The following is an 11,519-nucleotide window of genomic DNA, read 5'->3' as shown; positions in this document are numbered from 1 at the left end:
AGCCGCAGCAGCGTGCTCTTGCCGGCGCCGTTGGGAGCGACCAGGCCGGTGCGGCCTTCGCCGACGGTGAAGGACAGTTCGTAGAAGACGGGTGTGTCATCGGGCCAGGCGAACGACAAATTGGAACAGACGATGGAAGACATGTGAGAGATCCCTCGAGGACGACGACAAAAACGCGCGAAGATGTCGTCGTCTCATCACATGCTTCCAGGCTACGGAAGCGGTCAAGCCGTTAAATATCGCCGCAGCATGTCCGTCGCCGCGGTGATCTGAGCCGTTTCGACGCGCTCGTCGGCGCGGTGGGCGAGGTTGGGGTCACCGGGCCCGTAGTTCACCGCCGGGATGCCCAGCGCCGAGAACCGCGCGACGTCCGTCCAGCCGTACTTGGCGCGTACCTGTCCCCCAGCCGCGTCGACAAGCGCCGCGGCGGCAGGCTTCGTCAGCCCGGGCAATGCACCTGCGGCGCCGTCGGTCTGCTCAATGTGCACGTCGAGCCCGTCGAACACCTCGAGCACATGCGCAAGGGCCTGATCGACGCTGCGGTCGGGCGCGAAGCGGAAGTTCACCGTCAGCGAGGCGGCGTCGGGGATGACGTTGCCTGCCACTCCGCCGTCGACGCGCACCGCCGCCAACCCTTCACGGTATGTGCAGCCGTCGATGTCGACGTTGCGAGCCTGATACGCCGACAGCCGAGCCAGAACTTCGCCGAGTTTGTGAATTGCGTTGTCCCCCAGCCAAGATCGTGCCGAGTGCGCGCGGGTGCCTTTGGCGCTGATGACGACGCGTAGCGTGCCCTGGCAGCCCGCCTCGATGTACCCGCCCGACGGCTCACCGAGGATCGCGACGTCGGCCTGCAGCCAGTCGGGCAGCTCACGTTCGATGCGGCCCAAACCGTTTGCGGCGGCTTCGATCTCCTCACAGTCGTACATCACCAGCGTGACGTCGTGCTTGGGGTCGGCGACCGTCGCGGCCAGGTGCAGGAACACCGCGTCGCCGGACTTCATGTCCGAGGTGCCGCAGCCGTGCAGCTCGCCGCCGTCGAGGCGGCTCGGCAGGTTGTCGGCGGCCGGGACTGTGTCGATGTGGCCGGCCAGCATCACCCGCGTCGGGCGGCCGAGGTTGGTGCGGGCCAGCACGGCGTCTCCGTTGCGGACGATCTCGAAGCCGGTGGTCTGTTGGCGCAGGGCGGCCTCGATCTCGTCGGCGATGCGCTGCTCGTGCCGCGACTCGCTGGGAATATCCACCAGCGCCGCGGTCAGCGCGATCGGGTCGCCCCGTAAGTCCAGGCCCACAACCGTCGAGGCTAGTCGAGTAGCCTTTTGCAGCGTGACTTCTGCTTCAGGCGTCGGCCTGGCGACCATCGCCGCCGACGGATCGGTACTCGACACGTGGTTCCCGGCACCAGAACTTGACGCCGACGGCCCCTCAGGCACCGTGCGGCTTTCGGTCGCGGAGGTGCCCGACGAGTTGGCGGAGCTGGCCGGGCGCGACGAGGACCGCGGCGTCGAGACCGTTGTCGTGCGCACGGTGATCGGCTCGCTGGAGAACGAGGCGGTCGACGCCTACGACGGCTATCTGCGGCTGCACCTGCTGTCGCACCGGCTGGTGGCGCCGCATGGGCTGAATGCCGACGGTTTATTCGGCGTGCTGACAAACGTGGTGTGGACCAACTACGGACCCTGCGCGGTCGAGGGCTTCGAAGTGGTGCGGGGGCGGTTGCGCCGCCGCGGGCCGGTGACCGTCTACGGCATCGACAAGTTCCCGCGGATGGTCGACTACGTCGTGCCGTCCGGTGTGCGGATCGCCGACGCCGACCGGGTTCGGCTGGGCGCGCACTTGGCGTCGGGCACCACTGTGATGCACGAGGGCTTCGTCAACTTCAACGCCGGCACGCTGGGCACCTCGATGGTCGAGGGCCGCATCTCGGCGGGTGTAGTGGTTGGCGACGGCTCCGACATCGGCGGCGGCGCATCGATCATGGGCACTCTGTCGGGCGGTGGGAAAAACGTCACCTCCGTGGGCAAGGGCTGCCTGCTGGGCGCCAACGCCGGGCTCGGCATCTCGCTCGGCGACGACTGCGTGATCGAGGCCGGGCTGTACGTCACCGCCGGGACGAAGGTGCGGACAGCCGACGGTCAGACGGTCAAGGCCCGCGAATTGTCCGGCGCGAATAACCTACTGTTCCGGCGTAATTCGCTGTCCGGCGCGGTCGAGGTCGTAACCCGCGACGGTAAAGGCATCACGCTCAACGAAGCCCTGCACGCCAACTAATCAGCACCGCGAGCGACCGTGTTTGCACGCCGACACGCCGCTAATCGCGTACTTTTGCGGTCACTCGCGGTGTAACGAGCGACCGCGCCGCCACCCACGGAGGAAACGCTTGATGGAGTGGGTAGCGACGGCGGCCGGCGCATTGCTCGTGGCCATGGTGGTACGCGATGTGTTTCATACACTTTTCCATCCAATCGGCCATGGCAGCATCGCGCCGCTGGTGATGAAAGTGGTGTGGCGGCTGCTGCGGTTGCTCCCTTCCGATCGCCGGATCGCATCGTTGACGGGGCCGCTGGGCATCGCCATGGTCGTGCTGAGCTGGGGTTCACTAGCTGTCCTCGGCTGGACCCTGATCTACTTTGCACAGATGCCGGAAGGGTTCGCCTTCAGCTCGGGCCTGACTCCGGGGCGCGAAAACCTGCTCGATTCGCTGTACCTGTCACTGGTCACCGTCGCCACCCTCGGTTTCGGCGATATCGTGCCGACATCGGCATCGCTTCGTTTGATTGCCCCGCTGGAGGCGCTGTTTGGATTCATGCTCCTCACCGCGGCCGTGTCCTGGGTCCTCCAGATTTACCCCGCCCTGCACCGCCGGCGCGTCTTGGCCCTGCAACTTTCGACTCTGCGTCAGGCGCGCGAGTCGCAACCCGACCTTGGGATCGACAGCATCCCCACCGACGTGCTTACTGCGCTGGCCGTCGGCATCGTCGAGGCCCGTAACGACTTCACCCAGTACGGCGCGACGTACTACTTCCGCGATCTCGAAGCCGACGCTTCCCTGGCGGCCTCACTCGAGTACGCCACCCGACTCGCCGCTGAGGCCATCGACAGCTCACAACCGGGCACACGTTTGGCGGGCGCGCTCGTCGCCGCTGCGGTGAAAAGTCTCGCCGAACTGCTCGACCAAGAATTCCTGCGACTCGGCGGCGACACCACGGCCGTAATCCAGGCCTACGCCGAGGACCATCGGCACACCTGACCGATTGAGGGTCAGCCCGCGGCGTTCGGCTTCAACGGCGGGCAGCGTCCTTGCTCGTCGGCCACCAGCTCGAAATGCCATATCTCGTTGGCATAAATCTGGCACAGGCCGAACCGAGGCCCGTTGCGGATCATCCATAAGTCGGCGTCCACCGGCCCGATATCCACCGCTTGGCCGGTCACGTGCTTGGACACCTCGGGAGAGGCGACGAACTGCCTGGCGATGTCGACACTTCCGTAGGTGCGGACGCCATCGTCGAACAGCCGTTGCTGGAATCCTGTCGATCGCCATCCCGACGTGATCCGCAGCTCGACGCCGTCCGCGGCGGCCGCGCGAGTGGCGTCCTGAATTGCCTTGAGCAGCAACGGATCAAGAAGCGCAATCACAGGGTTCGATACGTCGAACGGCGAGAGCGTCACACCATCAGGAAGCCAGCCGCCGAATGTGTCCGTGGCCGCGGTACCGATCGTCAGCGCGGGGTCGGCGGGCGCTGGCGCATCCGTTGTCTCGGTCGGCGACGTGGGCGGTATCGCCCACGACGCGGGCGGTAACGCCAATGACGACAAGCACCCGGTCAGCGACAGCGCCAGGACCGTCGCCAGCTTCGAGCGTGCGCGAAATGCTCGCCTCCGGCGGCGTGTCGACGTGCAAACACCCACGCTCGCGGCGGGCATGTCAGTCTTCCGCGGCGAGGATGCAGAACTCGTTGCCCTCGGGATCCGCCAGTACGACCCAGCTTTCGTCGCCCTGGCCGACGTCGACGTGGCGGGCGCCCAGCGCGATGACCCGCTCGACCTCGGCCTGTTGATCGTCGGGCCGAAAGTCGAAGTGGATGCGGTTCTTGACCACCTTGTCGTCGGGGACAGTCACAAACAGCCAGTTCGGTCCCGCGCCGGGCGGCGCGTACAGCATGACGTCGCCGTCGTCGGTCGGCTCGTGACGCCAGCCGAGCACCTCGGACCACCAGGCGGCCAATGCGTGAATATCCGCGGCGTCGACGCAGATCTCATCGAACCTTAGTGCCATCCCGCCAACTCCTTCTTCAGCACTTTACCGAGCGCATTGCGGGGCAGGCTTTCCACAATACGCACCTCCCGCGGCCGCTTGTGTGCCGAAAGCTCTTGTCCGACAAAGTCAATCAACACATCAGGGTCGGCGTCACCGACGACGAAGGCGACGATGCGCTGGCCAAGGTCGTCGTCCGGCACGCCGACGACGGCCGCCTCACGCACGCCGGGATGCCCGAGTAGCGCGGTCTCGATTTCGCCGGCTCCGATCCGGAAGCCGCCGGATTTGATCAGGTCGACCGACTCGCGTCCGACGATGCGGTGCATGCCGCCATTGTCGATCACCGCGACGTCGCCCGTGCGATACCAGCCGTCGGCATCCAACGCCTCCGCTGTGGCGTCCGGCTGGTTCAGGTAGCCGTCGAAGATCGTCGGGCCCCGAACCTGCAGTCGCCCAATGGTTTCCCCGTCGTGCGGCACCGGGGCACCGTTCTCGCCGACGAGCCGCGTCTCGATGCCGGCCACCGGCAGTCCCACCCAGCCGGGCCTGCGCTCGCCGTCGAAGCGGGTGCTGATTGTGATCAGCGATTCGGTGCTGCCGTAGCGTTCCACCGGCGCCTGCCCGGTCAGTTCGGCCAGCTTGTCGAATACCGGCACGGGAAGCGGCGCACTTCCCGAGACCAGCAGTCGCGCACCGGAAAGTGCCTGTGCCGCGTCACGGTTCTCGACCACCCGCGACCACACCGTCGGCACCCCGAAGTACAACGAGCCACCCGCGGCCGCATAGGCATCCGGCTTTGGTTTTCCCGTGTGCACGAAGCGATTTCCGATGCGCAGCGACCCGAGCAGTCCGAGCACCAGCCCGTGCACGTGATACAGCGGAAGCCCGTGCACCAGCGTGTCCTCGGGAGTCCATTGCCAAGCCTCGGCGAGCGCGTCGAGATCCGCGGCGATCGCCCGTCGGCTCACCACCACACCCTTGGGCGGGCCGGTGGTCCCCGAGGTGTACAGAATCAGCGCCGTCGCATCTGGCGGCGGTTCGGCGTAGCGATGCCACGAGCGCGCGTGCAACCGCACCGGGATGTGGGGCAGGCCGCCGGTGTCGTCGAGCTTCTCCCCCAGCCACGCCTGCGCACCGGAGTCGGTGAGGATGTGCCTTCGTTCGGCGGCGCCGACGTCGGCGGGCACCGGCACGACCGGCACGCCGGCGATCAAGGCGCCGGTGACGGCCAAGACGGTCGTCGCCGTCGGGTTCGCCAGCACCGCGACGCGGTGCGCACCGGCGACGCGTTCGGCCACCGATGTCGCTGCGCCGACGAGATCGCTGCGGCTCAGCGCGGCGCCGTCGATGCGCACGGCGTCTTCGATATCGGCACCGCCGGCGACGGCCGCGGGGTTCAGCGAGCTCAGCAGCACGTCCGTGAGGTTACCCATAGGACGACTCGGCGATACTGGGCACGTGGAACCGATCCGACGTGTGGCTTCGCGTGAGGTGTACCGGAACAACTGGATGACACTGCGGGAGGACGAAATCCAACGCCCGGACGGCAGCACAGGCGTCTACGCCGTCGTCGACAAGCCGACCTATGCGCTGGTGATCCCGCAGGACGGCGACAGGTTTCACCTCGTCGAGCAGTTCCGCTATCCGCTTGGCCTGCGACGCTGGGAGTTTCCGCAGGGAACCGCGCCTGAGCTGGAGCACCTCGAGGCCGGCGAACTGGCCGCTCGCGAGCTGCGCGAGGAAACGGGGCTGCGTGCCGCATCCATGGCCGTGCTCGGGCAACTCGACGTCGCGCCGGGCATGAGCAGCCAGCGCGGCTGGGTCTTCGTGGCGACCGGCCTGACCGAGGGCGAGCACGACCGCGAGCACGAGGAGCAGGACATGCACAGCGCATGGTTCTCCCGCGCAGAGCTGGAGCGGATGATCCGCGACGGCGAGATCACCGATGCGCAGTCACTCGCGGCGTGGGCGCTGTTCATATTGGCCGAGCGGCGCGATCTCGCCTGATATTTTCGCCCGGGGGGTTCGGCATGCGAGCGAAGACGATCGACGATGTCCTGACGATCCTTGCCGCGATTGTCGCCGACACGAAGGCGCGACGGGACCCGCTCGGCTACTTCGCGGCCCTGTACCGGCAGGTGACGCTCGAGGTGAAGACCGGAATCGAGCGGGGGTTTTTCGACGACGGGCAAAGGTTGTCTAGCTTCGACGCGTCATTCGCGAACGCGTATTTCGAGGCGTACGAGAAGTTTCGTGCCGGCAATCAGCCGAGCCGGGCATGGCGGTTCGCGTTCGACAGGTCGCGATCGGGCCGGCTGATAATTCTGCAGAGCCTGCTGCTGGGCATCAACGCCCACATCAACCTGGACCTCGGTGTCGTCACCGGAAAGGCTTTCCCGGAAGTCGAATTGGACGGTTTCCACGACGACTTCAACAGGATCAACGAGATCCTCGCCTCGTTGATACCTGCGGCGCGCGCTACGGTCGAACAGTTCTCGCCGCTGCTCGAAGAGTTGGCGGCCATCGGTGGTCAGGACGTCGCGCAGGTCTTGGAGTTCAGCGTCGACGCCGCCCGCGACGAGGCGTGGCGGGCAGCTGAACTGATCTCGCTGACGCCGCCGGAGATTGATCTGTTGGCGATCGGCACGCTGGATGCGAAGGCAAAGCTGCTGGGCCGTGTTGTCGCCGATCACCCGGAACCGCTGGCCACGGTGGTCAGGCGTATTCGTCGCGCGGAGAGCACGGACGTCGCCGCGATCATCACCGCGCTCGACGGAATCGTGCAGTCCTAGCCGTCGTCGAAAACCGTGGCCTTGCCGGCTCTCCGTTTATGCCTGAAAAATCAGTCGTAAGACTTGACATTGTGGCTTCAACTGCTTCAGTATGGCTTTATGCCTGAAAAATCTGACATAAGAGGGCCGAGGTCCGACCTGACCGTCCCAGGCTTTCCATCTCGGTACTTATGCCTGAAGAATCACACATAAGGAGCACCGTGCGGACCCCCCGCAGGACAAAACGCGATCGCCAATCCCCTATGCCTGAAATGGCCCGCATAGGAGAGGCATTTGCGGCCAGGCGGATCCAGCTCGGGCTAACCCAGCAAGTTCTCGCCGATCTCGCGGGTGTCTCCAGATACAGCGTTCAGGCTCTCGAGCACGGGACGGGATCCGTAAAGCTGGCGTCAATCCTCGAGATCGCCGACATCCTCGGCGTCCGACTCGACATCACCAGCGCTGATAGTGCCCCCGCATGACCACTGTTGACGCCCTCAGTCTCCGCGAAATCACCGATGCTGACGTGTATCTCGACGACAATGTAGTTGCAAGTCTGACTCGTCTACCTGGGGATGCGATCAGCTTCAGCTACCACTTATCGTCAGCGACACTTGGAGGGAAGGGCCGCGGACGGTCTGTCTCATGGTCACTTCCCATCGACGCTGACTACCCCCTGATCACCACCGGCGGCGCAGTTCCGCCGTTCTTTGCGGGTCTCCTGCCAGAAGGAGTGCGGCTGGGAATTGTGACGTCCTCGACCAAGACTTCGGCGGACGACCACTTCACCCTCCTTCTTGCCATCGGAGCCGACACGATCGGCAATGTGCGCGTCATTCCGGCCGGCACGCCGCCACCCCAAACATCGCCAATGTTCTCGCCGGAACGCGATACCGACTTTCGCGCCGTCTTTCAACGCCTTACAGGATCAATTGAAGCGGACCCTGTGGGCCTCTCCGGAGTCCAACCCAAGGTCAGCGCAGCGATGTGGTCGACACCGGCGACCACGGAGTTGGGACCGGCGATTCTCAAGCTCAACCCGCCGACCGGATTTCCCCGACTCGTCGAGAACGAGCACTTCTTCATGCGAATGGCGGCGGACTGCGGATTGCGGCCTGCCAGAACACGTCTCCTCCACGACGGAGAAGGACGTAGTGCGTTGTTAGTGGACCGATTCGATCGCCACGGCAGCGTCCGCCTAGCTCAAGAAGACGCCTGCCAAGTTGCCGGCCTCTATCCGGCTTCCAAGTACCGAATTCACGCAGAGAGCGCGATCACCGCCCTCGCCGACGCTTGCGCCCGGGGTGGCGGATCGAGGGCCACTGCCGTCCTCGAATTGTTACGGGTCGTGGTGTTCTCGTGGCTTATCGGCAATGGGGACCTGCACGGTAAGAACCTTTCGATCTACTGCCCCGACGGGTTCTGGCGACCGACGCCCGCTTATGACCTGTTGACCACACAGCCTTATGCCGGCTGGCGCGATCCGATGGCGATGAGCCTCTACGGGCGCGCCAACCGGCTGAATCGACAACATTTTCTGGAGTCGGCCGCACGACTCGGGCTCCGCAGCCGCGCGTCGGCGAGAATGATCGACGAGATAGTCGATGCGGCACAACGGTGGCCAGCGCGTTGCGGCGAAATCGGCTTCACCACAAGGCAGACCGAATTGCTGACCGAGATGTTGTGGTCACGTATCGCGACTTTGAAGTGAAAACCACTTTGTCACTCGATGTCGAAAGCCGTGGCCCGGCCGACCCGCTCCCATGCCGCCAGTTCGGCCTTCGCCGCGTCGAGTGATCCGGCGACCGCGTCGACGGCATCGTTGCCGAGGACCAGGCGCAGCGGCGGTGATGAGCCAGACCCGTGATTGATCGGTTGTCATTGCTTCACGATTAGTTCTTCCTGCCCGATCGGTCTACTCATGCATGCCGAACGTGAATGTTCGAAACCTCGACGGATACGGCACGGCGCCGATCGCATGGGAGCGGGTGCGCGACGTGCTGGCGGCCGACATCACGCAGGTGCCCGGCACGGGCGGACCTGACCGCCACACCCCGTGGCTGACGACGATCGGCCCGGACGGTTCGCCGCACGTGACGCCCGTCGGGTTCGTCAAGCTCGACGGCGTCTGGTACTTCAATTCCGGTCCTGGCACCCGCAAGTCGCGCAACATCGCCGCCGATCCGCGGTGTGTCGTCAGCGTCGCGACGCATCCGTTCGACTTGGTCATCGAGGGCAGCGCCGCCCGCGTCACGGATGCCGCGGAACTGCAGGCCGTCGCCGCGGCGTTCGCCGAGCAGGGCTGGCCGGCACGGGTCGAGGGCGACGGTTTGACCGCCGAGTACAGCGCGCCGTCGGCGGGCCCGCCGCCGTGGCACGTCTACCGGATCGAGCCGACGACCGTGTTCGCGTTCGGCACCGCCGAGCCTTACGGGGCCACAAAGTTCGAACTGACGCGATGAATTCTGAACCGCGTAACGGTCTACACCGTTGAAGACACTAAGCAACAAAACACCGCAATCGAGAGGGGTGACACGATGACCGCGGCTTACGGAATGATGGCGATGATGCCCGTGCTGTTCGCCAGCGCCGGCTACGTCCTCGTGTCGTCCGAGGGCACCTCTGAGCGCAAGGGCCGTCGGTCCAAATGACGGATGAAGCGCAGATCCGCGAGCTGATCACCCGCTGGGCCAATGCGGTGCACACCGGGGATCTGGAAACCGTTCTGGTAGAACATGATCCGGACATCGTGATGTTCGACGTGCCACCACCGCACGACGGGGTGCGCGGCATCGATGCCTACCGGGACAGCTGGCCGCCGTTCTTCGAATTTCAGCGCCAGGGTGCTCTGTTCGAGATCGTCGAGCTGGATGTGACGGCGGGTAACGACGTCGCATTCGCGCATGCGTTGTTGCGCTGCGGTATGCCCGCCGAGCTAGAGGCCAACCCCGAGAACCGGCTTCGGCTCACGGTCGGGTTGCGCAAGCGCGACGGCCGCTGGGTCGTCACGCACGAGCACCATTCGTTCGCCGATGCGAACCCGTGACTCTCTTGTAGCCCGCCAGCAAACCGTGTCGTGACGCGACTTGACGGTTGGGCCAATTAATCTCCGGGCATGTCTGCCCGTCAAACGTGGAGCGCCTTGTTCGCCGCGGCGTTCACGTGCACTGCGTGTATTTCGGCTGCGGGGACAGCCGAAGCCGCAGTGGCGCAATGGAACGGGCGATATCAGATCGTCACCTTCGCTTCGGACAAGATGGGAAGCAGCGTGGCCGCTGCACAACCCGAACCCGACTTCGGTGCCCAATACGTTCTGACGACCGACTGCTCGAGCGGCCTGTGCGTAGCGACCGTCGTCGACGGACCGGCACCGAGCAATCCGACTATCCCGCAGCCCGTGCGCTACACCTGGGACGGGTCGCGGTGGCAATACTCGTACAACTGGCAGTGGGAGTGCTTCCGCGGCGCGGGCGTGCCCAGCGAGTACGCCCCCGCACGATCACAGGTCTTCTACGCCCCCGACATCGACGGGTCGCTGTTCGGCACCTGGCGCACCGACATCCTCGCAGGCGCATGCCGCGGCAATGTCGTCATGCCGGTCGCGGCCTACCCCGTTTAGCGCCTGCGTTCGGCCAGCGCTCGCAGGAAGAACGTCAGATTCGCCGGACGCTCGGCCAGCCTGCGGACGAAGTAGCCGTACCACTGCGTGCCGAAGGGGACATAGACGCGGACGTGGTTGCCCTCGTCGGCCAGCCGCCGCTGCTCACCGTCACGGATGCCGTACAGCATCTGGTATTCGAAATCGTCGACGCCGCGACCACTTTCGCGTGCCATCGCCGGCACCGCCGCGATGATCTCCGGATCATGCGAGGCCACCATCGGGTATCCGCTGCCCGCCATCAGGACCCGCAGGCAGGTCAGATACGAGTCGGTGACGTCATCGCGGTCGCGGAACGCCACCGACGCGGGTTCGTCATAGGCCCCCTTGCACAACCGGATTCGCGCACCCGACGCCGCGAACTCGGCGCAGTCGGCACGGGTGCGCTTGAGGTAGGCCTGCAAAACCGTGCCGAGCCAGTCGAAGTCGGCGCGCAGATCTCGCACGATCGACAGGGTGGAGTCAGTCGTGGTGTGGTCTTCGGCGTCCACGGTCACCCATGCCCCGACCTTTTGCGCCCGCGCACAGATGGTGTGGGCGTTCTCAAGCGCGATCTTCTCGCCGTCGCGCGGCAACGCCTGCCCCAACGCCGACAGCTTCAGCGATACCTCCAGCGGCCGCACCGTGCCTGCCGGCTCGTCGCGGGTGCCGAGCCCGTCGAGCAGTGCAAGGTACGCATCCACGGTGGCGTTCGCCGTGTCGATGTCGGTGACGTCCTCGCCGAGATAGTCGATCGAGATCAGCCGACCCGAATGACGCAACTGCTCAACGGAATTCAACGCGTCGCCCGCTGTCTCACCAGGCACGAAGCGCTGCACCACCTTGCGAGTTA

At 65.5% G+C, this 11,519-nt stretch carries 14 protein-coding genes and 1 pseudogene; 9 read left to right on the top strand and 6 right to left on the bottom strand.

Going from position 1 to position 11,519, the window contains the following annotated elements; all coding sequences use genetic code 11:
* A pseudogene (locus tag VFH65_RS14930) lies at positions 1 to 143 on the bottom strand (ABC transporter ATP-binding protein); the annotation flags it as partial.
* A gap of 81 nt (positions 144 to 224) precedes the next feature.
* Positions 225 to 1,292 (bottom strand): succinyl-diaminopimelate desuccinylase, encoded by a 1,068-nt coding sequence (dapE, locus tag VFH65_RS14925; protein WP_353322463.1) that lies wholly within the window; start codon positions 1,290 to 1,292, stop codon positions 225 to 227.
* Between the two features lie 34 nt (positions 1,293 to 1,326).
* On the opposite strand from dapE, the gene dapD reads away from it, so the two are divergent.
* Positions 1,327 to 2,271, top strand: a complete 945-nt coding sequence (gene dapD / locus VFH65_RS14920; RefSeq protein ID WP_353322462.1) for a 2,3,4,5-tetrahydropyridine-2,6-dicarboxylate N-succinyltransferase — start codon at positions 1,327 to 1,329, stop codon at positions 2,269 to 2,271.
* Between the two features lie 112 nt (positions 2,272 to 2,383).
* Positions 2,384 to 3,250, top strand: coding sequence for a potassium channel family protein (locus VFH65_RS14915; RefSeq protein WP_353322461.1), 867 nt, complete (start codon positions 2,384 to 2,386; stop codon positions 3,248 to 3,250).
* 11 nt (positions 3,251 to 3,261) lie between these two features.
* Here the strand turns inward: VFH65_RS14915 and VFH65_RS14910 are convergent, their stop codons facing one another.
* Genes VFH65_RS14910 through VFH65_RS14900 form a run of 3 tightly spaced genes read right to left on the bottom strand, consistent with a single transcriptional unit; the run spans position 3,262 to position 5,673 of the window.
* Positions 3,262 to 3,924: a M15 family metallopeptidase gene (locus VFH65_RS14910; RefSeq protein WP_353322460.1), complete on the bottom strand. Its 663-nt coding sequence runs from the start codon at positions 3,922 to 3,924 to the stop codon at positions 3,262 to 3,264.
* A 1-nt stretch (position 3,925) separates the two neighbouring features.
* A complete protein-coding gene (locus tag VFH65_RS14905) occupies positions 3,926 to 4,276 on the bottom strand; it encodes a VOC family protein (protein WP_353322459.1) in 351 nt (116 codons plus the stop codon).
* Positions 4,267 to 5,673 (bottom strand): acyl-CoA synthetase, encoded by a 1,407-nt coding sequence (locus tag VFH65_RS14900; protein WP_353322464.1) that lies wholly within the window; start codon positions 5,671 to 5,673, stop codon positions 4,267 to 4,269. The genes VFH65_RS14905 and VFH65_RS14900 overlap by 10 nt, the downstream gene beginning before the upstream one ends.
* A gap of 43 nt (positions 5,674 to 5,716) precedes the next feature.
* On the opposite strand from VFH65_RS14900, the gene VFH65_RS14895 reads away from it, so the two are divergent.
* The 7 genes from VFH65_RS14895 to VFH65_RS14865 all read left to right on the top strand — a co-directional run bounded on the left by VFH65_RS14895 (position 5,717) and on the right by VFH65_RS14865 (position 10,648).
* On the top strand, positions 5,717 to 6,265 hold the full coding sequence (locus VFH65_RS14895) for an NUDIX hydrolase (RefSeq protein ID WP_353322458.1): 549 nt from the start codon (positions 5,717 to 5,719) through the stop codon (positions 6,263 to 6,265).
* A 23-nt stretch (positions 6,266 to 6,288) separates the two neighbouring features.
* The gene (locus tag VFH65_RS14890) at positions 6,289 to 7,050 is read left to right on the top strand and encodes a DUF5995 family protein (RefSeq protein WP_353322457.1); all 762 of its coding nucleotides are present in this window, start codon (positions 6,289 to 6,291) and stop codon (positions 7,048 to 7,050) included.
* A 251-nt stretch (positions 7,051 to 7,301) separates the two neighbouring features.
* The gene (locus VFH65_RS14885) at positions 7,302 to 7,511 is read left to right on the top strand and encodes a helix-turn-helix domain-containing protein (protein WP_353322456.1); all 210 of its coding nucleotides are present in this window, start codon (positions 7,302 to 7,304) and stop codon (positions 7,509 to 7,511) included.
* Complete coding sequence (locus VFH65_RS14880; protein WP_353322455.1) at positions 7,508 to 8,740, top strand: type II toxin-antitoxin system HipA family toxin; 1,233 nt, start codon at positions 7,508 to 7,510, stop codon at positions 8,738 to 8,740. Before VFH65_RS14885 ends, VFH65_RS14880 begins: the two co-directional genes overlap by 4 nt.
* A gap of 214 nt (positions 8,741 to 8,954) precedes the next feature.
* The gene (locus VFH65_RS14875) at positions 8,955 to 9,491 is read left to right on the top strand and encodes a pyridoxamine 5'-phosphate oxidase family protein (RefSeq protein WP_414688424.1); all 537 of its coding nucleotides are present in this window, start codon (positions 8,955 to 8,957) and stop codon (positions 9,489 to 9,491) included.
* 185 nt (positions 9,492 to 9,676) lie between these two features.
* Entirely contained in the window at positions 9,677 to 10,075 is a 399-nt protein-coding gene (locus VFH65_RS14870; RefSeq protein WP_353322453.1) for a YybH family protein, read from the top strand.
* Between the two features lie 69 nt (positions 10,076 to 10,144).
* Positions 10,145 to 10,648: a hypothetical protein gene (locus VFH65_RS14865; protein WP_353322452.1), complete on the top strand. Its 504-nt coding sequence runs from the start codon at positions 10,145 to 10,147 to the stop codon at positions 10,646 to 10,648.
* Here the strand turns inward: VFH65_RS14865 and VFH65_RS14860 are convergent.
* On the bottom strand, positions 10,645 to 11,519 hold an 875-nt coding region (locus tag VFH65_RS14860), incomplete at its 5' end, for a proline dehydrogenase family protein (protein ID WP_353322451.1). The genes VFH65_RS14865 and VFH65_RS14860 overlap by 4 nt on opposite strands.

This window comes from Mycobacterium sp., assembly GCF_035697385.1.
Lineage (GTDB): Bacteria > Actinomycetota > Actinomycetes > Mycobacteriales > Mycobacteriaceae > Mycobacterium.
Note: the sequence above shows the minus strand (reverse complement) of the source record. Positions and strands in the feature narration are given on the sequence as shown.